This window comes from Enterobacter sp. IF2SW-B1 (genome assembly GCF_001743375.1).
In the GTDB taxonomy this organism is placed as follows: domain Bacteria; phylum Pseudomonadota; class Gammaproteobacteria; order Enterobacterales; family Enterobacteriaceae; genus Enterobacter; species Enterobacter bugandensis.
In genome coordinates this window covers 64,053-86,754 of sequence record NZ_MJAA01000013.1, presented here as the reverse complement: position 1 = coordinate 86,754, position 22,702 = coordinate 64,053, and the positions used below count along the sequence as shown (strand labels likewise).

Here is a 22,702-nt window from a genome sequence, read left to right as displayed (position 1 = left end):
GATTCTGGAGAAATTAAAGATCAGGGTCACTACGCAAACCGGCAGGGCATTCTGGCATTATGTTCAGTGCTGGCTGTTAACCGTGTGTCGCCAGGGGAATCTACAGCATGAATCATTCAGTACCCGACGTTCTTCCCACTATCCGGAACGCCAGCCAGCTCAGTCCCGCAGCTCTCGATTTGGTCAAACTTCTCGCACTTCTGGCCATGATTATCGACCACATCAATACGGTGTTTCTGTCGCCAGCATTGCCGGTGATGTATGCGCTTGGCCGGATGGCCTTCCCCCTGTTCACGCTTATATGGGCGATGAACGTACAGCGTACCCCGGAACGACTGCAGAAGAGAGCCAATCGTCTGTGGATCTGGGCAGTCATCACGCAGCCGGTGTTCAGCCTGGCCTTCTGGCATCACCAGCCCTGGTGGGCCCTGAACATTCTGTTCGTGTTCGCAGGCGTCACGCAGCTGATTGCCCTGCAGTACCAGCACGGCCTGAAAGGAATGTTTGCGGGATATCTGCTCCTGGCCATCATGATTTGGCCACTGCAGCCGTCAAGCTACGGGCTGGCAGGAATAACGCTGGCCATCAGTATGGCAACCGTTTCTGGCAACGAAAAACCCGAAGTGCAGCGTCTGGCGGCCATCACTGCCGTGCTGTCACTGATTTGTTTAAACGGGTTATCGCATCTCCTGGATATGCCCGCAGAAACATTACTACTGGCCACGCTGCCTACTCTGGCATTCCCCCTGGCAGTGGTTTCCTTCTGCAGAAAAATCTGTCCGGAGGGCCGCAAGCGTTTCATGCCGCGTAATTTCTTTTATTATGCTTACGCCGGCCACCTGGGGATTATTGGTCTGGTACAGTCTGCTTTTGGCTGACTTAGGATGACGTGATGGCTATCAGTGAGAAAGAGCTGATAGCCCGTAACCACCTGAGAGGTTATCGGTCGGGCTTAACTGGTTATTAGCGCAGGGCATGTTAAACTTCCCGCAGGGAAAAGGAGAGAAGCATGAACCATGAAAGTGATCTGACGAACCACGGCTTCAGTGAAGAGGACATTGTCCGGCTGCGGGCCAGTTCAGCTAAATCGGGTACGGAGATGGATACCCTGCTGAACGATCTGGCAAACCGTTTTAAGGCCCTGATATGGGTGCTGTCAGTCATGTTACTGATTTTTGTGGCCACACTTTTGGCGGGCTCGAGGATGCATGCCATTTCCTTTGGCGTGGCTATTCTTGTTCTTGGCACTCTGTTTACGATTACCATGCCTTTGAAGCTGGCCTATAAATCATGGCATTACCGCCGGAATCTCATTTCCCAGCCTCATCAGAAGTGATCAGATCGAAAACAACCTTAGCCTTTATCCCCCATCCCACAATTTTCATTGTCAGTTTGCCCCGGGACATGGTGTCGATTTTCCGGTAAAAATCGGTGCTGATATAGTTAAACAGACGCCATGTTCCAGGTCTGGCCATTAATCCATAGACACTGTAGATATTGCCTGCAAGCGCGATCCCGTTGTATAACCCCAACCCTGTTGATCGTTCAAATCCCATGAATTTAGCGATGTTCATGGCACCATCACCAAACATACCCTGCGTGTCAGGTTCATTCAGGAACTGACGACCAACTTCACGGGTTATCGTGTTGGCCGAGTCGACAATCAGAATAGCCCCGGCAAGAACGCCAACAGGGGTCATGCACTCTTCGTCAGACTTTGCCCGCCGGGCACGCTCAAATTCGCCATTAATGACAGATTTAATTTCATCGATGAATTTGAGACGCGTCAATCCATCCCCCAGATGTCGGGCGCCAACAATATTAGCGGTATTGACGAGTTTGCGGGCCTCCAGATTAATCATGGTTTCTGCCCAGACTCGTGCCTGGCTTTTGTTTCCCGGAAGAATTATATCCATGTTTCTCATCCTGATTGAAAATCACCCGTTAAAGCTAATCGCGCTCCCGGATTTAGGCAACCCTGCTTTAAAGGGGAAATGTATGCCGCGAAGCGGCATGGAGACGCCAGCCGGAGCTGAACCGGGTGATTCTGGTGAGGGGCGTCGTAACCGGCATCAGCCGTTACGGATTGATAGGTTCTGCCAATCCCATCCCTTTCCCTGCAAAGCCATACCCGCTTAAAGCTTTTCGATTGCTAATGTGCGCGGTCGGAGTGAGTCCGTCAAGGCCTCTGGCCGCTGACGGGCTGTATCTCCGCGTTAGCGCCGTGAGGCGCTTACGAGCGTGTACAGCGAGCTTACCGCGACGCTAACTGCAGCTGCTCTGATTTCTAGTTACAACATCCCTCTTAAAGCGAGGGTGTTCCGGCCCTTCGGGCCGGGGCGGCGTCGGTTTAGTAGGGGTCAGGTAAGGATGCAGTGTTGGATTTTGGCCAGAACGGGGCCCGGCGTTTGCGACGGGAGGAACTTTTGGTTTTGTTCTGAGCGCGCGGCCGTGAGGCCGCTGCATGCGAAGGCATTTTACGTTATCCACAGAGTAGCCGAAGACAAAGATCTACTCTGGAATGTAATGAACAGAGAGATAAAAACGGTGAAGTAAGATTATTTTGCGGAATGTCTTTTATTCATTTCCGGGTTACTTCACTTATCCGTTTGCGGATTTCTGTGTAAAAAAAAGAGACAGTGGCCATTGCGAACCATAACGACCGGCAGAACGTCCTGGTGACTGGCAGAAGAAAGGCGTGAAAGATGAAAAATGAGCAGAGTGGCCGAAAAAAACCAGCACGAAAACCCCCGGTTAGGGGCCTGTAAACAGGAAGACTGTTGTGTCGTCTGCGACTAGTCAGGTGGAGAAAGCGCCAGATCCAGCTGGTAAAGATGCTGGATGGCCAGAGCCTTCAGGCGCTCAGATGTGCACCAGTACGCTTCGTCAGGCGGCAGGGTGCGGTAAATCCATTCAGACATTGCATGGAGTCGTTCATCTGCCGGCAGCTTAATCAGATTGTTGGCACGTTTACGCTCCGCGCCTTTTTTGCGGCGGTAAACGAGTGCCTCCCGACGCTTACGGCCGGACCAGCATTTCCGCGCGGAGTGGGGCTGAACATCATCATGTTCGCTCATCACACCTTCCCGGATCAGCTGCTCACGCTCGGCGCTCTGACGGAGCTTTTTCTCCTGCTCTTTAAACAGCTTGTCCATATCGACGCCCAGCATCTGGAATCCCGCGGGGGTGATATAGACATACGTTGGCAGCCAGGAGCGGGATTCACGATCCCAGGTGCGTTCTTCCGTAAGGCCAAGAACGCCAAACCGTACCTGTTCCTCAATAAGTCGTGAAAGGCGGGACACCGTCACCTCAGTTTCAGGAATGACATTGCCTTTTGCGTCCTTTGCACTGAGTTCTTTTGCAATACGGGAGATACACATGCCGACGGTATGTTTGCCGGCATCACAGAAGCTGATGAGTACTGGCCATAGCGCATCAAGTAGGCGCTGACGTTCCGGACGGAAGCCATATTTACGTCCCGCCTTGCGGCGGCCGGCGACATAGAGAGGGTGACGAGAAACGTGCATGCGCAGGCTGACCTGCCCGGTTTCTTGGTCTTTTTTCACCAGGCGATTGTAGGCATGACCGAGCTGTCCGGAGAGCTTTTTATAATGCTCCGGGCGATACCAGGCCGGGTTCTCACATTTGGCTTTTGTGGAATGCTCACCGCGTTTGCGGCGGGTCAGTTTTTTGACCGGTGCAATGAGGAAATTACCCTGAGTGCCGGCATCGACATCCTGCCAGAAACGGGTTAACTCATCTTTCGGTAGATCTGACCAGTGAACAGAAATCTGATTGTCATTCACGGCGGCCTGTTCTTATGGCGGCCGGGTGTTGTGTTATGTGGTGCATGCGTTATAATCCTTCACAGGCCACGCGCCTGCTTTTGGACCCCCTGATATCTGTGTCTTCCGCCAAGATGATGACAGATGTCGGGGGGTTTGTGCATTCAGGCTTCGGGAAATCCCGTTACCTGCTCCTGAACGTTTTACTGGACACGTCCTGTCCCTGTCTGTTTCCGGAAGTCCGCATTTCTTCCGTAAAACCATCTTTTGCCACCCGTCTGCCTCACCACAAAGCAGTCAAACCGTCAGTTTGAGTTAGGTCACAAAAGTAATCTGAATCAACAATCTGTCCCACCACAAGACGATCGCTGACGATCCGAATACTACCTTCTCATCAGTAATTTTTCCAGATGTTAGACCAGATAACAATCCATAGTTTTCAAGCTAATTGTCCGGATGAGACTGCTAGCGAGCATCGCACGAAGTAAATACAGGGCGTTGGGTTTGATCAGGTAGGCCAGAGCAGGGAAGAGAAATTTAGAGGAAGAGCTTTACCTAATAGTTGCAAGTTGACTCTTTCGTATTTTCACTGCACTTAAAAAACTGTATAGCTTTTGCTATACAGAATCCATATGATATGCTTGTAAAGCAATCGCTATACAAGGAGCGCACTCATGAAATCAGATGTTCAGCTCAACATTAGAGCTAAAGAATCTCAAAGAGCACTTATTGATGCTGCAGCAGAGATTCTCCATAAATCACGCACGGAATTCATCCTGGAAATGGCATGTCAGGCTGCGGAGAATGTGATCCTCGATCGGCGGGTATTTAATTTTAATGAGGAGCAGTATGCAGAGTTTATCGATATGCTCGATGCACCGGTTTCGGATGAGACGGCTATTGATAAACTTCTGGCAAGGAAACCTCAGTGGGACGTGTAACAGCACCAGAACCGTTATCCAGCTCCCATCAACTAGCAGAGTTCGTCAGTGGTGAGGCAGTACTTGATGACTGGCTTAAACAGAGAGGATTAAAAAACCAGACTCTTGGTGCAGCACGAACATTCGTCGTTTGTAAAACAGACACTAAACAGGTTGTCGGTTTTTACTCTCTGACCATCGGCAGCGTTAACCACCTGGAAGCAACGGGAAGCCTCAGGCGCAATATACCAGATCCAATTCCCGTAATCATACTTGCTCGTCTGGCAGTCGATTTTTCATTCCTTGGTCAAGGGCTCGGGGCCGATTTACTGCATGATGCATTTCTGCGCTGTTACCGTGTAGCTGAGAATATTGGAGTCCGTGCGATTATGGTTCATGCACTGACTGAAGAAGCCAAAAACTTTTATCTTCACCATGGCTTTAAGTCATCACAAACTCAGGAACGGACATTGTTTTTAAAGTTATCACAGTGAGGTTTGTGGAATATAGGGGGCTTGCTCGATGCTTAACATATTGATTTAAAATAACTATTCAATTGCATTTAACATAATCTTTGTTATGCGCATCAACGTTTGTAGTAGCTAAATTGAGATGTCCATCTCTAAATAGACATGTCCGCGCTACAGTCTCACCACCGCGATCGCTGCTTTCAAAGGATGAGACTCATGACGGCATACGGAACGGAGTTTTTCTCAATGAACGATGTAAAGCGACTCAGGATCCTTCAGGATGTTATCGACCGACGTCTTACCACACGTCTTGCAGCAACCCGGCTTGAGATATCTGACAGACACTGCCGACGGTTGCTGGAGCGCTATCGTGAACATGTGCCGCTTTCACTTGTTAACCGTCGTCGTGGCCAGCCTGGCAACCGGCAACTGATGCCGGGCCTCGCTGAACGCGCACTGCGTATTATCCGCGAACGCTACGCTGATTTTGGTACGACTTTAGCCTGTGAGAAGCTCGCCGAGGTTCATGGGCTGTATCTGGCCAAAGAGACGGTACGCAAGCTGATGACACAGGCCGGTTTATGGATCCCCCGCAAGCTGCGGCCGCCGCGTGTACATCAGCCACGCCCGCGTCGGGCCTGTACCGGAGAACTCATCCAGATTGATGGCTGTGAGCATCGCTGGTTCGAGGATCGTGGTCCGGCGTGCACACTGCTCGTTTACGTTGATGATGCGACGAGCCGGCTGATGCAGCTTCTGTTCGTCAGTTCTGAATCCATTTTCACTTATTTTGAAGCCACCCGCGGTTATCTGGAACGTTACGGTAAGCCTCTGGCGTTCTACAGCGACAAGGCCAGCGTCTTCAGGATCAACAACAAGCAGGCCACCGGCGGAGATGGCCAGACTCAGTTCGGCCGTGCCATGAACGAGCTGAACATCACCGGTATCTGTGCCAATACCAGTTCAGCTAAGGGCCGTGTTGAGCGGGCCCACCTGACGTTGCAGGACCGCCTCGTCAAGGAGCTGCGACTCCGCGGTATCAGCACACCTGAGGCCGCAAACGCCTTTGCCGGAGAGTTTATGGCCGACTATAACTGCCGGTTTGCGAAGCCGCCACGTCACGAATTCGACGTTCACCGTCCGCTTGAGAACAATGAAAATCTGGAGGCAACATTCACCTGGCGTGAACAGCGTAAGGTCTCAAAAAACCTGACATTACAGTACGATAAGAAGTTATATCTACTTGAAGATAATGAAGAAAATCGTCGTTTTCATGGGAAATACATTGATGTCTGGCAGTATCCGGATGGCGCTATTGAGCTCCGGGCTAACGGTACTTCCCTGCCCTTTATCACCTACGACCGGCTGGGAGAACTGGACCAGGGAGCCATCGTCGACAACAAACGCCTGGGACGCGCACTGGAAATGATAAAACTGGTTCAGGACAAGCGTGACAACACCCGTTCACAGGCTCTGCCATCTCTTGACGGACAGACATCCCGCAAAAAGAAACAACCCGGCAAGAAATCACAACGAAGTCTGAACCAGGACGACATGCTGGAAGCCCTGCAGCAACTCCAGACAAGAAGCCAAGAAATCTTCGGCAAAGGCTGAACCTTAACCCACATGCGGACATTTTAATTTAGCCACAAAGCGGACCTTTAAAAACAGCCCAGACATATAGTGGTAGTGGCTAAGTTAAGATGGCATTACATTAAAGGAATCTAACGACGGCACATGCAGCGGATTTTTTCATCTTGGATAAAGTTAACCGACTTAAAATTGTAGACCGGCTTCTGGTCACTCAGATGGTTGCAGAGCGTCTGGGAATATCCGATCGCCAGTACCAATGTCTTCTGTCGCGTTACCGTGAATCTGGCCCACTGGGTATGATGACATGGATCAAATGGCAGACATAATCACGCCCCTCATAGAACTGAACCTCCAGAGCTTAATTCTTGGGGATCAACTGAGCACCAACCAGAAGTCTGCTGTACACACCACGATGCATTTTCTTCTTCATTTCGGTTGAACATTAACCATTATGGCAAGCTAAATTTTTATTATTTAATTTTAATTAGGATGATAAAACATGCTCAAATCAAAAGTCAGCATACCTGACTTAATTTGAAAACACTGGTTGTTTGTATATTGAAAAAAGGAAAAGCGGCCACATCTAATAGATATCTTTCTTTCGGTGCGGGGTTAAGTAATGTCTGATTTGAATGCAGCCAAAAACTATGGCGTGCGGATACTGAGCCTGAACGGTGGTGGGGCCAGGGGGATGTTTACAATCAGTGTGCTTGCTGAGATTGAGAGGATACTTTCCCTCAGGTACCCTGACCGTGAAATCAAAATTGGAGAATTCTTTGATCTCATCACGGGAACATCAATAGGCGGGATACTGGCGCTAGGCCTAGCAACAGGTAAAAGTGCTCGCGAATTGGAACGTGTTTTCTTTGAAAAAGCGAATGACATTTTTCCATCAAGATGGGGATTTGCCAATCTCCTTAAGTCACTTGTTGCACCTATTTACAGTAGCGCCCCCCTCCGTGAAACCGTTGAAACGATGATTGGCGGTGGAACCACCTTTAATGACCTGACCCGAAGAGTAATAATCCCAGCAGTAAATCTTTCGACAGGAAAACCTCAGTTTTTCAAGACACCTCACAACCCTGATTTTACACGCGATGGCGAGCTTAAACTGATTGATGCCGCGCTTGCAACCTCGGCAGCACCAACATACTTTGCCCCACATTATTGTGAAGATCTCCGCACTTATTTTGCTGATGGAGGTTTAGTCGCTAACAACCCCAGCTATATCGGTTTGCTGGAAGTGTTCAGGGACATGAAGTCTGATTTTCCTGATGTTATTCATAAAGACATACACATACTCAACATCGGTACAGTCGGTGAAGAGTACTCACTTAGTCCGAAACTATTAAGCAAAAGATGGTGGAATGGATACTGCCGTCTGTGGGGAACAGGTAAACGACTGGTCCTTACAACCATGACGGCTAATCAACACCTGCATAAAAGTATGCTCCTGCGCGAGCTTACATTCCGTGATGCGTTCGATAACTACACCTACCTGGATGAAGTTATTCCCAATGAAGCAGCCAGCGATATCACTCTGGATAATGCCACGAAGAGTTCGATAGATAATCTGAGCGCTAGGGGGAGGCAACTCGCTAATGTGCAGTTCGCTCAAAACCAAAAACTTAAGAACTTTTTCACTACACCTGCAAAACCCTTTAAGCGCAAAATCGCGCAGGAGGTATTCTGATGCATTGGGATTTTAACAATTACTATAGCCACAGTATGGACGGCTTAATCAGTAAGCTCAAACTGGGCAAGGCTGAATCTGATAAACTTATAGCGCTTCGCCAGAAGGTCCGAGAGAGAACAAGAGACGTATTCAAGGAAGCCAGAGAAATCGCTACTGATGTAAGAAGGCATGCACTGACACTTGAGAATGTCAGATTGAAACTTGAGGAAACGAATGTTCGTTACCTCTCCCCCGCGGACCGTGCCGATCTTGCTCGACTTATTTTTGAAATGGAAGATGAAGCCCGTGATGACTTTATCAAATACCAGCCTCGATTTTCGACACAGGGGAGCTTTCAGTACGATACGTTGAACAGGCCCTTTCATCCAGGGCAGGAAATGGATATCGATGATGGCACCTACATGCCCATGACCGTATTTGAATCGAAACCCAGCATTGGACACACTCTGCTGCTACTGCTCGTGGATACGTCGCTGAAATCGTTAGAAGCGGAGAACGCAGGATGGACATTTGAAGAAAAGAAAAACTGCGGCCGCATCAAAATCTCTAATGAGAAAACACACATCGATGTACCTATGTATGCAATTCCTAAAGAGAAATTCCAGGAAAAGCAAACAGCAGCAGATTCTGCACACCTTATAAAATCTGATTCAATGTTTGAGTCTCTAGCTTTAAACCGGGCTGGACTTGAATCATATGTCGTAGAGTCAGACAAAGTGAATTTAGCAATACGTGAAGGGACCAGGAGATGGTCGATCAGTGACCCTAAAATTGTAGAAGACTGGTTCAATGAGAGTTGCGATCGTATAGGCAGCCACCTTCGGTATATTTGTCGCTTTATGAAAGCCTGGCGAGATGCTCAATGGGATGTTGGAGGCCCATCATCAATCAGCTTGATGGCTGCTGTTGTAAATATCCTCGACAAAGAGGCTCATGATGGTGCCGACCTCACTGGGACCATGAAACTCGTTGCCAGGTTACTGCCTGATGAATTCAATCACGGACTGGAAAGCCCCGACGATACTGACACAAAATTGTTGTTCCCTGCTGAGCGTGATCAAAACGTACACCAGAGAACCATAATTGAAACCATGAGAAGATTACACGGTATTCTGCTTGCTGCTGAGAGTTCAGAGAGCAGAGAGGATGCGTTGCGTAAAATCAATGAAGCATTTGGGAAACGTGTGACTAATGCCTCCTTAATCACATCAATTGCGGCTGCTCCTGCATTTCTAAATTCCCCATCCAAAGAGCCAGCATCCAAGCCTATCAACAAAACAATGGTAAGTGGCTAATGGATGACGGGCAACTCCATAAAGTGATGACAGGCTGCGGGTATCGTTATATGCGTGCCCGCAATCTCCCTGAGAAATCTATTCTATACAGCAAGGTGCGCGGGGAAGGATATTACACGAAGGAATACACGACTGACGCAGGTAACTTTAATGTTGCTCTGGTGATTCGCCCAGACCCTTTCACAGAACTACCGATAGCAATTATTATTGAACAACCTGAGCAGTTCCAAAACTGCCTTTTGCCTCACGTCGCCCTGGAAGGGTGTCTCTGCTACGTTGACCAAATGGAAGCCGACTGGGACTCCAACGACCTGGCAGGGACATACAAAGAAATTGATGCGCAGATACACCTCACCCTCATTAATTCGGTATCCGCTGCCACGAAAGGGCTAAACGATAAGAGAGAGCTGGAAGGGGAATTTGCTGCATACTGGCAACCCAGCGAGACGCTCTTTCTTCTGTCAAACGCTAGCCGGGGGACTAGACTTAAAACCAGTCTGGCGAAATCACTTATGTCTGATGGAACCACCAGACAGGAGTACATAACGGTTGAGGAATCCTCATCAGAGGATTCGGAAGCCGTTATTACCAAATGGCTCAAGCAAAGGTATTTCCCCCGGAATTCGTTAAAAGATATTCCCATCAACACACACTACATTTCCGTAAACCCCAGCCGCCTTGCCGGGATGAAATGGCCACCTGCTTCATTCCGGGATTTACTGGAGTGGCTTGAAAAATCAGACCACAATGCCAGAGACAGAGTCATTGAACACATCAAAGCTGAAGGGAAGAAAAGGTATATTTTTCTCTTTGATGTTTTAAATCAGGATATCTTTGCTACCTATGTTGAGTTCAATACACAATCTGTTGATTTCAGGAGGCACAAAAAGTCAGCTAAAAACTCAACTGTCAAACTCGCCACGATGTTAGGTGGCAAAAACGTTTGCACGGAATATCAAAGACTGGGGGTAACTCGCGCCGATATTACGACGCTCCTCAGTCGAAATGCCCAACGGGAAGGTACAGCAAGTTTGTCTGAAAAGCGCATAGCGTTGATAGGCTGTGGCACAATTGGCGGATATCTGGCTGAATTATTACTCAGGAACGGAGCTGGATGTGGCAAAGGTTTACTACATATGTATGATAGTGATATCTACAAACCCAGTAATTTTGGTCGCCATACCTTATCGTCGCATGATTTTGGATCGTATAAATCCCTTTCACTGGCGACAAGACTCCAAGATTCATTACATCTACAGACTAAGATTATTGGATTTAATAAACAATTCCGTATCAACACAGATGTAATGCAGAAGTACGACATCATTATTGATGCGACAGGACGCCCACCTGTATCAAAACGCATCGCTGCGGTAGTAAGGAACATCCCTCGGGAACAAAGACCATTTATTATTCACGCATTCAATGACGGAAATGGTAGGGCATCAAAAGTCTTTATTGATGATGGCCGAAGCTGTTATGGATGTATGGTTTCTAATCCCGAAAAATACCATGACGGAACCGATTTGCGCTTTATGGCTCTTGATATATCAAGTGAAACAAATAAAAGCTGTGGTAGCACTTACACACTATATGATGCGGCAGTTAGTAACATAACTGCATCTCTTGCTCAGATGGCCGTGTTAAGTACTCTCGAGCCAGAGTTAAAGTGGACTTACAATGAACATGTCCTTGAGGGCGGGCGTTCGTTCAGACCTCAATTTTTGCCACATCAACCTAACTGCTCTGTATGTAATGAACATAAATGAATTGGTATTCATAGATGAATTTGATAATCATGTAGTGGTCATGAGCGAAGTCGTTCGACTGTTCCACTCCTATCGTCAAATGCATTATGTCAGTACTGAGGCCGGAGGAACTATAATCGGGGAACGCCGTGGACAGCACATTGTAGTCACTGATATTTCAGAACCAGGTCAGGGTGACATAAGGACACGGAATCGGTTTGAAAGAAAAGGTGATCATCATCAGCAGAAAGTAGACGAATTGTTTAAACAATCAGATGGCTATCTTGTTTATTTAGGTGAATGGCATACACACCCAGAAGATTTTCCTCAACCATCGTATACAGACATAAAATCATGGCTGGCCGGATTGATAGCAACAGATCCAATGGTCCTGCTTATTGTTGGCAGAAAAAGCAACTGGCTTGGTATAAAACATGGTAATGATATTAGATCATTAAATGAAAAGATAGATAAAAGTTAGAATCATAAATCGACAGCCATTCTGGAAACGCATGAGCTATTAAAGTAAGATTTAAAAAGTGTATAATTTAATAAATATTTGTCGATGAGCTCAGCAATAAAAATTTAATTGGCAAATTACTCGCATGGATAATTTCTGCTAGATCTTTGATATATCATCCTTCTTTTGATAAAAGACTGAGGATGTGATTGTGCAACCTTATTTGATTCATGGCTTTATAGTTGAATTCAAGCTAATAAAAATTCTGCGAGAAAACTGTATAGAGTGCTTTCAAAAGTTTTTGGGATTCAAGCACTAACAGGATTAATAGCAGCAAAGCAGAGTCAATTCCATATGATACATGGATCACATAATTAATAGTTGGTTTGCAAAATTTGTGTTTATGCCTTGATAATGTACATTCGATCCCATATATCTGTATTGAGGATGTCCCTCTGAAACTCAGGAATCAGTATCATGGGTTTAAAACCAGGTCCGAAGCCAATTGCCAAGTCAACAGGAAAGCCGGATCAACGCCGTCGCGATAATAAGGATACTCCCGGTAACACCCCCGGATTGAAACCTAGTAAATCAACCGGGAAATGATAATGAAGGGTATAAGTTTCCCACTTATACCCTTATCCGACTACTGAAGAGGTACGTCCCATCTTTTTACCGCTGTCGCTGAAACCGGTACGCAGTAAGCGGCGTCTTTCTGGAGTTTCAGCCTGACATCTGTATCGAAATCAGTATCCAGTGGATTAAATTTCCAGCTTTCCCTGTAGGATTTTATAATCGCCTCAGGGCAAAGAAAACTGAATTGATTGGTAGTAAATATAGAAACAGCCCGCACCGAGTAATATTCCCCTGCTTTGATTGCTTTCCGTTCCCAAACCGAATTAGAAAAAAACTCCTCCGGATACTCGCTCGCCTTTATAATATAGCTGTGGGTGCTGAAATCACTTATGCCAGAAAGTTTAATGACGGAATGAGTAAATATAACAGGTAAGACAGTGATTTTTGTAGAAATAAATAACAGTATCATCAGAGACATTATCAGGGAAGTGCTAATCTTTTTTGGAAATTTATCCTTTGCATCCATTCTGAGGTAAACGAGGCCAGGCAAAATTGTCATAAAAAAAACCATGTACGACATGAACGCCATCCCGGCCACTATCCTGAAGCTGACCTTTTCAGTTGATGCGGAAATATTCCTGAATACTATTTCCAGTGGAAACACCTGAAGATGCGCCAGCAGGGCAATACAGAGCGGGATGGCCACATAAATCTGACATCGCCGCATCCATCTCACCTTCGGTTTTTTAATTGATAAGTCGTGTTCAAGATGTTTTCGGTTTATCAGGCAGGAAATAATTATGGTAAGTACACCTATACTTAGCAAAGACAGCCAGCCTGAGTTGTTTTTTACGGTCTGGCTGAAGTCGAAAGCATAGTAAAACACATAGATAAAAGCCATCGGGAATAGTCCGGATAGCATCAGTACAGATAAAAAATTATTCTGAATTTTATTATATGTAGGAAGATTGTTGATATCCTGAGGAATGATAATAGGCATTAAAATTGAGATTATAAAAAAGATAAACAACAGAATCGCCAATGAGAAAACGGCCGCACAGCAGACCAGAGCGAACAGGCTTTTTATGCTCATCACCTCAAAGAAGACATCCAGCCTGTCAAGACGACTGAAATATCCCCAGAGCACAGTTAGCGCGATCCCTGATATGATACCAGACGGAGTTAATACCGAAATTAACAGCGTCTTCCATTTCTGATTCATTGCTAACCTTCCCTCTTTATTATGGTGGTTAAGCTAAATTAGCAGCGTTACAGCGTACAGGCACCTACCCGAATCTGACCGTCACAGCTGTTTGTGCGGCAATGTACAAAGAATGGTTTCTGTTTCTTCTACTTATTAAAATGTATCTTTGAAAAAGTAGACTCTCTGCGGTACGCTCTGACGGTATCATTTACCCCGATTTTTCACGCAGCGCGCCGGTCCCTTTCCGGCCTGACCGGAGCCCCGGATGACACTGATGCCTGATGATGAACCCGAGCTGCTCCCGCCCCCGTCGGTCATTCCGCCGGATGAGGATTTCCTGCCGGCGCTGTCCGGTGAGAATGCTCCTGTCGGTCCCGCCCGGGCCTACCTGCTTTCCCTTAATTCTCCCCGCAGCCGGCAGACCATGGCCTCGTTCCTTAACATCGTCGCCGGTATGCTCGGCGCCGCGTCCCTGGAGTCCTGCAGCTGGGGCAGCCTGCGGCGCCATCACGTGATGGCCGTGACCGAGCTGCTGCGCGACACCGGCCGGGCCACGGCCACCGTGAACACCTACCTTTCGGCACTCAAGGGGGTGGCGAAGGAAGCCTGGATGCTCAGGCTGATGGACGTCGAGAGTTTCCAGCATATCCGGGCCGTGCGTAACCTGCGCGGCAGCCGCCTCCCGCGCGGCCGGGCCCTGCCGGCAGAAGAAATCAGGAAGCTGTTTGCAGTCTGTGACGCCGACAGAACCAGCCTGGGCCCCCGGGATGCGGCCATGCTGGCGGTTATTCTCGGCTGCGGCCTGCGTCGCTCGGAGGCCGTGGGGCTGGATTTAAGTGACGTTGTCACAGATGAGCGGGCGCTCAGGGTGCTGGGCAAGGGAAACAAGGAGCGCCTGGCCTATATGCCAGCCGGGACCTGGCAGCGGCTGCAGGTGTGGATTGACCAGGTGAGGGGGGAACACCCGGGTCCCCTGTTCACCCGTATCCGCCGGTTCGACACCCTGACGAATGACCGGCTGACCGACCAGGCCGTGTACCATGTCCTGCAGGTGCGCCAGCGCCAGGCCAGGATAGCGAAGTGTGCGCCGCACGATTTAAGGCGAACCTTTGCGACGGCCATGCTGGATAACGGCGAGGATCTCATTACGGTCAGGGATGCGATGGGCCACGCCAGTGTAACCACCACCCAGCAGTACGATCGCCGCGGTGAGGCACGCCTGCGTACGGCACGGGACCGTCTGGATCTGTTATGAGCTTAACAACATGTTAAGAAGTTAAGTTAACAGGATTCCGCTCGGCATTCTGCTAGTGACTGGCCCGACCGGCTCGGGAAAAAGCGCCACGCTGCTCACCAGCGGCGCCCTCGGACGCCTGCGTGACATGGGCGTCGAATCCTTTCTGTTGGCCTGTTCGCTGCTCGGGGTGCTTTCTCAACGTTTGTTCGGCACGCTGTGCAGCCATTGCCGCCGACCGGTCGTCCCCACCCGCGAATTGTTGCAGCAGGCCGGGCTGACGCCGTTGCTACCGCCGCCATACGCTACTCGACATAACGCTCCTGCTGTTGCTGAGGTTCTCCGCCACTGGGCTGGCCTGGTCACAGCTGGCGGGACACAATATTGCACAGCTGCGGCAATGGCTTCATTGGTAATCACCGGCGTTAAACAGCGGGTTGTGCTCGGAGGCTGCACTGGCAGATGAACATGCACATGCACCCTGGCGGGCAGCAACGCTATTGCGTAATCCCTCGACGGCGTGCTGCTGCAGGCGCGTCCGCAGCAGCACGCCGCTAAAGTGGAAATACGATCACCTGCCGCTCCGAGCGCGCATGGGCAGTCAGCGATATTGACTGCAGTTGGCCGACTCAGGTCGACGCGGTGGCCATCGACGCGCGCAGCTTCAAAATCCTCGACAGGCTTGAGTTAGAACGCTATCAACCGGTCGCCAAACTTATCCGCTGGGGGATAGACGCACATATGGGCGTGCTGTTTGGCGTGACGAATCAGTTGATCCAGACGCTACTCGGCAGTGGCCTGTGCGTCACGGTTATCTGATGTAGTGGCGTCGTATGCCGAGGTTGAGCCTCATACCACCGAGCCCGCACAGTATCGTCACCCTATGGCGAAGACTGCCCCGCAGCGTGTAAAACCTCCTGTTGCCGCTGGCAGCGTTAAGCACCTAGCTGATCCCGTTGCTGTGCCTGAGCCTGGCGCTGTTGATGCTGCTGGAATGAGTGATCGGCCACCGAGCCTTACATATCATCCTTGGACTACTAAAAGTGCCACCCACGACTACACCACCGGTGTGATGGGCCGATACAAGAAAGTTCTTAAAACACCAATAATCCCCCGTAGAGCAACATCACAGCTCCCCCTACACCGTCCGGTGGGGGGCGGCTGAGGCATTCACTACGAGTCATTACTTCATTACACGGGAGATAACCACACTACCCACCCTGAGCGACAACATGCGTCCCGCCGCACCTTGCTTAAACGCACTGTCGGCCTTTCCGCGCTTGCCATGACCGGCATTACCGGCTTTGCTTTGCCTTCGGTATCATTCGCCGCCGTGCTCAGCAAAGAACAACGCGACGCCATGATACCGACCAGGTGATTGACAGCCTGAAAGCGGGCAACCAGCGTTTTCGTACCGACCAAATGTTGCAATACGACTATCTGGCGCAAAAACGCGCCAGCCAGAAAAGGCATATCCTTCGGCGGTGATATTGAACTGCATCGATTCCCGCGCACCGGCCGAGATCCTGCTGGATGCCGGGATCGGCGAAACCATTAACTGCCGGATGGCAGGCAATGTGGAAAACGCCGATATTCTCGGCAGCATGGAATTTGCCTGTGAGCTGGCAGGAGCCAAGCTGGTGCTGGTGCTGGGCTACACCTCCTGCGGTCTGTGAAAGGTGCGATCGCCAACGCCGAATTGGGGAACCTGACCGGACTGCTGAACAAAATCAAACCGGCGATAGAGGCAACCCAGTATGAAGGGGACAAAAGCGCAACTAACTACGACTTTGACGATGCAGTGGCCCGCACGAACGTACAGATGGCATTGCAGGATATTCGCCTTCGCAATCCGGTACTGAGCAAACTGGAACAGACAGGGGAAATAAAGATGGTCGGTGCCATATATCACCTAGCCGGCGGAGAAGTTGAATTTCTGACCCGATGATCTGTCCGCAGCCACGTTGCAGACGCTGGCCGCAAAGACTGGCACAGGAAATAAAAAAACAGGCCGACTTCATCTGTTCATGCATTTTTAACCCGCAGTACACCCTGCACAGTAAAAAAAGTTGCCGCAGCCACAGCGGCAACCAAAGGACTATCCACGGGTGTGGTTTGCTTCCGTTATTGTTTGACTATATTAACTTTTTTGGCGTTTCTGCGCCGTCGGGGTATTCCGACGATGCTGTAGGACACTTCCTGCAGGGAATGGGTACCGGTCCCCGGAAAAATAACAACGATTGAGCAGCAGCCAGGCTGCATCGCGAGGAAAAGATGAAGAGTGCTTTGATTGTTGATGATCATCCGCTGATGCGTATGGCGATAAGACTGATTTTAGAACGCGAGGGCATTAAGGTGCTGGGCGAGACCGGCGATGGCCCCAGTGCCATCAACTTGGTGCGCAAGCTGGATCCGGCACTGATCGTGCTAGATATCAACATCCCAAAATTGGACGGACTGGAGGTGATCGCGCGCTTGCGCGCTCAGGGTATGCCGCAGAAAATTTTGGTGATCTCCTCCCAGGCTCAGGAGCATTTCGCCAGCCGCTGCGCCCAGGCGGGAGCGCAAGGGTTTATCGCCAAAAACGACGCGCTGGACAGTCTAGCGGAAGCGCTGAAAACGCTGTGCGCCGGGCGGGTCTACCTGCCGGCGGCATGTTATGGCAGCGCAATGACCCGTATGCAGCCGGAAAAAAATCGCAGCGAAACGCAGCGGCTGAGCGATCTTTCTGACCGCGAACTGGTGGTACTGCAGTATCTGGCGCGCGGCTGGAGCAACAAGGCGATCGCCGACGAACTGCTGTTGAGTAACAAAACCATCAGCACCTATAAAACACGGCTGCTGATCAAGCTCAACATGCACAACCTGGCCGACCTGATCGCTCTGGCAAAACGCCAGGCGCTGGTCGACTAAGACGACGCACCGGTTAGCGCGCCGCCAGCCAGCCGTCAATCGCCTGGTTCAGATCCTCCACGCAGAGCAGCGTCGCCTGCCACCCCAGGCGGATCGCCATCGGCTCCGGCGGCGTCTGCTGGCACAGCCGTTCGAGGTTAATGCAACATTGTGCCGCCTGCTGCGCGCCGACGATCTGCGCCGCACCGGAGATACGATGGATGCACTTCGCCAGCTCTTGCCACTCCTCCCGCTCTAGGCACTCGCGGGCGGCTTGCAGATCCGTCAGGTTGCTGCCGAGCGTGGCGCTCAGCAGTTCACGCATCAGTTGGTCGTCCTGCTGGGCCAGCGCGCGCAGACCTTCGTAATTCACCAGCGCTTCGAGCGCGACACTTCTTTCGGTTTCCGCTTCCGCCTGCTGTGGATGTAGGCGCTGGGTCACATCTGCCAACATCGCCTGCAGCTGCTGCAGTTGCATCGGCTTGAACAGACAGTCATCCATGCCCGCCTCCTTGCAGCGGATGCGCTCCTCTGGCCAAGCGTTGGCAGTCAGCCCCATGACGATCGTGGGGTGAGTCTGATGTTCGCGGATCAGCCGCGTTAGCACCAGACCATCCATACCAGGCATGCTACAGTCAGTAATCACCAGCTCGAACCTTTCCTGCCGCCACAGCGCCCAACCCTGCTCGCCGTCTTGGGCCTCGGTTACATGATGGCCTAGATGTGTCAGCTGACGCCGCAGCAACAGGCGGTTGGCCGGATGGTCGTCAACGATCAGAATACGCAGCTCGACATGGTGGCCTACCGGTTCAGAGGTGGCCTGCGTTGTGGTGACCGGACGCTCGTTATGCTGTTCCACCGGAATGCTGAAGCTGACTGTAGTGCCCTGCCCCGGCCGGCTGACCATCGAGATTTCGCCGCCCATCATGTTCACCAGTTGGGCGCAGATCGCCAGCCCGAGGCCGGAGCCGCCGGTAACGCTGCCGTTTTGCGCCTGCACCCAAGGATCGAAGATATCCCGCTGTGCCGCTTCGTCGATACCGCAGCCGCTATCCTGCACGCTGATATGCAGCCGCACTCGGCCGTCGGGCAAAGCAGTAATATCAAGATCGATATCGATGCCGCCCTGTTCGGTGAACTTCACCGCGTTGCTGACCAGGTTGGAGATAACCTGGCGAATGCGCAGCGGATCGACGAAAATTTCGTAGGGCAATACCGCAGGCAACGAACTGCGCAGCCGCAGGCTCTTCTGCCGCGCCAACCCTTCGAACACCCGCACCACCGGTGGCAATAGTTCGGTGGTACGCAGCCACTCCGGCGAAAGCTCCAACCGGCCGGATTCGATACGCGCCATGTCCAGAATGTCGCCGATCACCCCCATCAAAGAGCGCGCCGATTCCCAGGCTACCCGCACAGGATCCTCGCTGTCATCGGCCTTGCCTGAGGTTTGCACCGCCAGCTCCAGTAAACCGATGATGGCGCTGACCGGGGTGCGGATTTCATGACTCATGGTAGCCAGGAAGGTGCTCTTGGCGCGGTTGGCCTGCTCGGCGTTCTCACGCGCTTCGAACAGCGCTTTCGCCAAGGCTTCATGCTCGGTAATGTCCATCCAGGCGCAGATCAGCCCTTCGGCGTGCGAATCTGGCCGGGCATAGGTCACTGCGTAATGCACCACGGTGCGCTGGCGCTCTCCGTCAAAAATTGCAACGGTGCGCGTATCACTTCTGTTGTGGTGCGCCTTGTTGGTAAACAGGCGCGCCGCCGCCTTCCAAGCCTCGTGTAGCGGGCTTTCGCCGTGGCGCGGGCCGCGCAGCCAACGGTCTGGCGAATCGCCGTGGAAGAAATCGCGCCAGCTCGGGTTGGACATTACCAGCTCACCATGGCGATCGACAACATACAGCGGGATCGGCACGCTGTTAAGCAGGGTTTCATTGAACTTGAGCTGCGACTGCAGGCCCTGCTGCGCTTTGCGGCGCGCGGCAACTTCGCGCCGCAGGTAGAAGATCCACAGCAGCGAACTCAGCACCAGCGCGGTCGCCCCGCCGCCCACTAGCCAGAACTGGGTGCGGTACAGCTCCCAAGTGTTAAGTTGCACGTCAGGGCGGGTTTGCCACTTGGTAAGGATGCCGGACATGTTGTTGGGGCTGATGCTTTCCAGCGACTTATTGAGAATGCTCAGCAGCTCCGGCTGATCGCGACCGACGGCGAAGCGGATCGCCGCCATCTCTTTGCCAACCCGCCCGGCCACTTGCAAACGGCCTTTAAAGTAGTGGTCAATCATGTAGGTGGCGCCGAACAGGTTGTTTACCGCGGCATCCGCCTTGCCTTCGTCAACCCACTGCATCGCCAGGTTGGCGTTGGGCGCGTCGAGGATTTCAATACCCGGGAACTGTGCCTGAAGCTCGCGCTGCAAAGCGTTGCCTTTCACCAACGCCACCCGGGCCCCGGCCGCCAGCGGCCTGCTGGTGTCCTCTCCCGCCTTCACTACCAGTACGAACGGCGAGGTGAAATAGGGTCGGGAAAACAGCATATTCTTGCCGCGTTCGCCGCTTTCGCTGATGGCACCGACGAAGGCAGCATCATCCTCTGTGATGTGCTCCAGCATATCGTCCACTGCGTCGGCTGGCACAGGTTGAAAGCGCAGGCCGGTGCGCAACTGGATTAGACGCAGCACGTCGGCGGTAACGCCGTAGAAATTGCCTTTAGCATCAATAGTGGTGAACGGCGCGTAGAATTTGTTCACCGAGACCTTAACGATGGGATTGGCCGCCAACCATTTCTGTTCTCGCCCGTTAAAAGCGATTTTTTTACGAACCCGCCACAAATCGGCGCGTTCGCCCCACTGCTGCAGGATCACCTGATGCTGGGTGTCGGGAATGGCTGCCAGCGCGCGGTTAATGCTGCTCAGCAGCATCTCCTGATCCTTGCGCAGCACCAGTCGGCTGCCGGTGTCAAGCTCCGGGTAGCTTTCCTGAACTTCCAGATAGGAACTGTAATTGCGGTCGAGCAGGTAAGTGGTAGCGACCAGGCTGCCGATGTAAAAATCGCTGTCGCCGAAGGCCACCGAGGCCAGCGCCGCGTCGTCGGACTCGAAGCGCAAAATGCGTGCGCGGGGAAAGCGTTTTTCCAGCCAGGCATAATCGAGGTACCACTGCGACACCGCCAGTTGCATGCCTTCTTCGTACTGGAAGGGGCTATTGCCGGCGCGGTGCGGATGCACCAGCACCGGATTGTCGCTGGTCAGCCGTTCGGACATCACCAGCGCACTGTCGAGCGGGAACATTTTCCCGGCGGGATCGACCACCAGATCGGCTGCGCCGCTATTGAGCGCCGCAATGGCCGCTTCGCGGTTAGGGTATTCATGGACGGAGACGCGCAGCCCGAGGTACTGCGAGATCAGCAGCAGATAATCGGCGGTAATGCCCTCGTAGCGCCCCTCTTCGGTGAATATGTCCAGCGGCGGGATCGACGGTCGCCAGACCGCGACGTTAATCACCTGCTTTTCCCCCAGCCAGCGCCACGCCGGGTCGTCGAGATGGAAGCGGTTGGGCGTGTAGCTTTCACGGCTGCTGATTAGCAGCGGCTGGTAGGGAATATAGGCCAGCGCCGGCGTGCACAGGAGCGCCAGCAGCAAGAAGGGTCTGATAATCGCAGGCAAGTTACGCGTCCAGATTGTGGGAACGGGCGAAATCCACGAGCGCCAGCGTCGAGTCCAGCCCGAGCTTCTCGAGGATACGGCGCTTGTAAGTGCTGATGGTTTTGGTGCTGAGGTGCATCTGTTGAGAAATATCCACCACCCGCGTCCCGCGCGTCAGATGCTGCAACACCTGCAGCTCACGATTAGAAAGTGCGGCAATCGGGTTGGTTTCCGTCGGCATCTGTGGTTGCAGCCCGCCGCCGGTACGGCGCCGGAGCGGGAAGTAGCCGTAGCCGCGGCCAATAGCGCGTACCGCATCTGCCAATTCTTCCAGGTTGTTGCGCTTACTGACAAAGGCATCAGCGCCCACGCCGATACAGCGGTTAATGTAGTGTTCGTCGTCGCGGCCGGTCAGCACCAACAGCCCGCCCCCGTAGCCGCCATTGCGTAGTTTTTCCATCAGCTCCATACCGCCCAGCCCAGGGATATCCAGATCGACGATCACTACGTCCGGCGCCGGGTTCATAGTGCGGATTTGCTGTAGCGCCCGCAAGCCGTCGTCGGTTTCTCCCACCACCTGGTACCCGGCGTTTTCCAACAGCAGGCGCACCGCCAGCCGGGCGACAGGATGATCGTCGACCAGAAATAAGGAGTTACTCGCTGCCATCTACTTAGACCTCGTATGTGAGTGCGCCCCCTGTATGATACTACAAGATCGCCGAACTGCTCGGTTTGGTGACGCGTTGCGCCGCTGTCCTGAAAACAGGGTTTGGCCAAAGCGGGGCCCCCGGTTTTATTACATGATTTCGGTAACAATGATCCCCTGCGCAGTGATAGCCCCGCCTGTAAACGCGCTTCCATCTGCCCATACTACCTTGGCCCCGATGCGCAGTTCACGTTCGCGATCGTACTGTCCCTTGTATTCACCTAGCTGGTCATTGATATAGATCTCAGCATTTAAACCTGGCACGTTGGTAGGAACGGTTCCGCCGCCGGCCACGTAGATGCGCACGGTGCTGATCGTGGCGCACCGAGCGCTAGTGTACCGTTGTTGTAGTTCGCTTTCACCCGGCCCGTTAGTCGCCTGGACTCCGCCCAGGTCGATATCTACACCGGGGCCGAAGCTACACGAGTTTGGGCCGGCTTTGAGCGTCCCATACCACTTTGCGATGTCGGGGTCAGACGTTAG

General features: G+C 51.9%; 18 protein-coding genes and 2 pseudogenes. 14 read left to right on the top strand and 6 right to left on the bottom strand.

The features are described 5' to 3' along the window. Nucleotides 1–107: 107 nt before the first annotated feature. Together A6013_RS21625 and A6013_RS21620 are read left to right on the top strand one after the other, a co-directional pair. Nucleotides 108–878 (top strand): TraX family protein, encoded by a 771-nt coding sequence (locus A6013_RS21625; RefSeq protein ID WP_023345531.1) that lies wholly within the window; start codon nt 108–110, stop codon nt 876–878. Between the two features lie 131 nt (nt 879–1,009). Next, a complete protein-coding gene (locus tag A6013_RS21620) occupies nt 1,010–1,336 on the top strand; it encodes a hypothetical protein (RefSeq protein ID WP_023345530.1) in 327 nt (108 codons plus the stop codon). Here the strand turns inward: A6013_RS21620 and A6013_RS21615 are convergent. Then, nucleotides 1,311–1,916 carry a DUF4225 domain-containing protein gene (locus A6013_RS21615; protein WP_069733750.1) on the bottom strand — a complete coding sequence of 202 codons (606 nt, stop codon included), beginning with the start codon at nt 1,914–1,916 and terminating at the stop codon, nt 1,311–1,313. The two genes, A6013_RS21620 and A6013_RS21615, sit on opposite strands and share 26 nt — an antisense overlap. A gap of 879 nt (nt 1,917–2,795) precedes the next feature. Further along, nucleotides 2,796–3,809: a plasmid replication initiator RepA gene (gene repA / locus A6013_RS21605; RefSeq protein ID WP_069733748.1), complete on the bottom strand. Its 1,014-nt coding sequence runs from the start codon at nt 3,807–3,809 to the stop codon at nt 2,796–2,798. A 653-nt stretch (nt 3,810–4,462) separates the two neighbouring features. On the opposite strand from repA, the gene A6013_RS21595 reads away from it, so the two are divergent. The 7 genes from A6013_RS21595 (at nt 4,463) to A6013_RS25485 (ending at nt 11,991) form a co-directional block, all read left to right on the top strand. Beyond that, on the top strand, nt 4,463–4,729 hold the full coding sequence (locus A6013_RS21595) for a DUF1778 domain-containing protein (protein ID WP_069733746.1): 267 nt from the start codon (nt 4,463–4,465) through the stop codon (nt 4,727–4,729). Then, on the top strand, nt 4,717–5,202 hold the full coding sequence (locus A6013_RS21590; RefSeq protein ID WP_069733745.1) for a GNAT family N-acetyltransferase: 486 nt from the start codon (nt 4,717–4,719) through the stop codon (nt 5,200–5,202). The genes A6013_RS21595 and A6013_RS21590 overlap by 13 nt, the downstream gene beginning before the upstream one ends. Nucleotides 5,203–5,394: 192 nt before the next feature. Beyond that, entirely contained in the window at nt 5,395–6,792 is a 1,398-nt protein-coding gene (locus A6013_RS21585) for an ISNCY family transposase (RefSeq protein WP_069733744.1), read from the top strand. A 598-nt stretch (nt 6,793–7,390) separates the two neighbouring features. After that, nucleotides 7,391–8,464 (top strand): CBASS cGAMP-activated phospholipase, encoded by a 1,074-nt coding sequence (locus tag A6013_RS21580; protein WP_069733743.1) that lies wholly within the window; start codon nt 7,391–7,393, stop codon nt 8,462–8,464. Beyond that, nucleotides 8,464–9,762 carry a cyclic GMP-AMP synthase DncV-like nucleotidyltransferase gene (locus A6013_RS21575; protein ID WP_069733742.1) on the top strand — a complete coding sequence of 433 codons (1,299 nt, stop codon included), beginning with the start codon at nt 8,464–8,466 and terminating at the stop codon, nt 9,760–9,762. The genes A6013_RS21580 and A6013_RS21575 overlap by 1 nt, the downstream gene beginning before the upstream one ends. Then, on the top strand, nt 9,762–11,531 hold the full coding sequence (locus tag A6013_RS21570) for an E2/UBC family protein (protein ID WP_083264113.1): 1,770 nt from the start codon (nt 9,762–9,764) through the stop codon (nt 11,529–11,531). The genes A6013_RS21575 and A6013_RS21570 overlap by 1 nt, the downstream gene beginning before the upstream one ends. Nucleotides 11,532–11,571: 40 nt before the next feature. Beyond that, entirely contained in the window at nt 11,572–11,991 is a 420-nt protein-coding gene (locus A6013_RS25485) for a Mov34/MPN/PAD-1 family protein (RefSeq protein WP_240184583.1), read from the top strand. Between the two features lie 625 nt (nt 11,992–12,616). Here A6013_RS25485 and A6013_RS21560 read toward each other — a convergent pair. Continuing rightward, nucleotides 12,617–13,768, bottom strand: a complete 1,152-nt coding sequence (locus A6013_RS21560) for a hypothetical protein (protein ID WP_063136867.1) — start codon at nt 13,766–13,768, stop codon at nt 12,617–12,619. 247 nt (nt 13,769–14,015) lie between these two features. Here A6013_RS21560 and A6013_RS21555 point away from each other — a divergent pair, with 247 nt between their 5' ends. The 5 genes and pseudogenes from A6013_RS21555 to A6013_RS21545 all read left to right on the top strand — a co-directional run bounded on the left by A6013_RS21555 (nt 14,016) and on the right by A6013_RS21545 (nt 17,897). Beyond that, a complete protein-coding gene (locus A6013_RS21555; protein WP_069733741.1) occupies nt 14,016–15,005 on the top strand; it encodes a tyrosine-type recombinase/integrase in 990 nt (329 codons plus the stop codon). A 37-nt stretch (nt 15,006–15,042) separates the two neighbouring features. Then, nucleotides 15,043–15,270, top strand: a pseudogene (locus tag A6013_RS27910) (hypothetical protein); the annotation flags it as partial. A gap of 356 nt (nt 15,271–15,626) precedes the next feature. After that, complete coding sequence (locus A6013_RS26960) at nt 15,627–15,803, top strand: PepSY domain-containing protein (protein WP_139128239.1); 177 nt, start codon at nt 15,627–15,629, stop codon at nt 15,801–15,803. A gap of 466 nt (nt 15,804–16,269) precedes the next feature. Next, nucleotides 16,270–16,932: pseudogene (locus A6013_RS21550) on the top strand (carbonic anhydrase family protein). A 326-nt stretch (nt 16,933–17,258) separates the two neighbouring features. Next, nucleotides 17,259–17,897 carry a response regulator transcription factor gene (locus A6013_RS21545; protein ID WP_069733740.1) on the top strand — a complete coding sequence of 213 codons (639 nt, stop codon included), beginning with the start codon at nt 17,259–17,261 and terminating at the stop codon, nt 17,895–17,897. 13 nt (nt 17,898–17,910) lie between these two features. Here the strand turns inward: A6013_RS21545 and A6013_RS21540 are convergent, their stop codons facing one another. The 3 genes from A6013_RS21540 to A6013_RS26955 form a co-directional block, all read right to left on the bottom strand. Then, nucleotides 17,911–21,534 (bottom strand): response regulator, encoded by a 3,624-nt coding sequence (locus A6013_RS21540; RefSeq protein WP_069733739.1) that lies wholly within the window; start codon nt 21,532–21,534, stop codon nt 17,911–17,913. Nucleotide 21,535: 1 nt separating this feature from the next. Beyond that, entirely contained in the window at nt 21,536–22,180 is a 645-nt protein-coding gene (locus A6013_RS21535) for a response regulator (RefSeq protein ID WP_069733738.1), read from the bottom strand. A 129-nt stretch (nt 22,181–22,309) separates the two neighbouring features. Further along, nucleotides 22,310–22,525, bottom strand: a complete 216-nt coding sequence (locus tag A6013_RS26955) for a hypothetical protein (RefSeq protein ID WP_139128238.1) — start codon at nt 22,523–22,525, stop codon at nt 22,310–22,312. Nucleotides 22,526–22,702: the final 177 nt, after the last annotated feature.

What these genes read in the sequence shown, in the direction of transcription:
- A6013_RS21555 (WP_069733741.1), top strand. Translation starts at nt 14,016, where the DNA reads ATGACACTGATGCCTGATGATGAACCCGAGCTGCTCCCGCCCCCGTCG.
- A6013_RS21615 (WP_069733750.1), bottom strand. Translation starts at nt 1,916, where the DNA reads ATGGATATAATTCTTCCGGGAAACAAAAGCCAGGCACGAGTCTGGGCA.
- A6013_RS21560 (WP_063136867.1), bottom strand. Translation starts at nt 13,768, where the DNA reads ATGAATCAGAAATGGAAGACGCTGTTAATTTCGGTATTAACTCCGTCT.
- A6013_RS21545 (WP_069733740.1), top strand. Translation starts at nt 17,259, where the DNA reads ATGAAGAGTGCTTTGATTGTTGATGATCATCCGCTGATGCGTATGGCG.
- A6013_RS21595 (WP_069733746.1), top strand. Translation starts at nt 4,463, where the DNA reads ATGAAATCAGATGTTCAGCTCAACATTAGAGCTAAAGAATCTCAAAGA.
- A6013_RS21580 (WP_069733743.1), top strand. Translation starts at nt 7,391, where the DNA reads ATGTCTGATTTGAATGCAGCCAAAAACTATGGCGTGCGGATACTGAGC.
- A6013_RS21535 (WP_069733738.1), bottom strand. Translation starts at nt 22,180, where the DNA reads ATGGCAGCGAGTAACTCCTTATTTCTGGTCGACGATCATCCTGTCGCC.
- A6013_RS21620 (WP_023345530.1), top strand. Translation starts at nt 1,010, where the DNA reads ATGAACCATGAAAGTGATCTGACGAACCACGGCTTCAGTGAAGAGGAC.
- A6013_RS21585 (WP_069733744.1), top strand. Translation starts at nt 5,395, where the DNA reads ATGACGGCATACGGAACGGAGTTTTTCTCAATGAACGATGTAAAGCGA.
- A6013_RS21570 (WP_083264113.1), top strand. Translation starts at nt 9,762, where the DNA reads ATGGATGACGGGCAACTCCATAAAGTGATGACAGGCTGCGGGTATCGT.
- A6013_RS21575 (WP_069733742.1), top strand. Translation starts at nt 8,464, where the DNA reads ATGCATTGGGATTTTAACAATTACTATAGCCACAGTATGGACGGCTTA.
- A6013_RS21625 (WP_023345531.1), top strand. Translation starts at nt 108, where the DNA reads ATGAATCATTCAGTACCCGACGTTCTTCCCACTATCCGGAACGCCAGC.
- A6013_RS25485 (WP_240184583.1), top strand. Translation starts at nt 11,572, where the DNA reads ATGAGCGAAGTCGTTCGACTGTTCCACTCCTATCGTCAAATGCATTAT.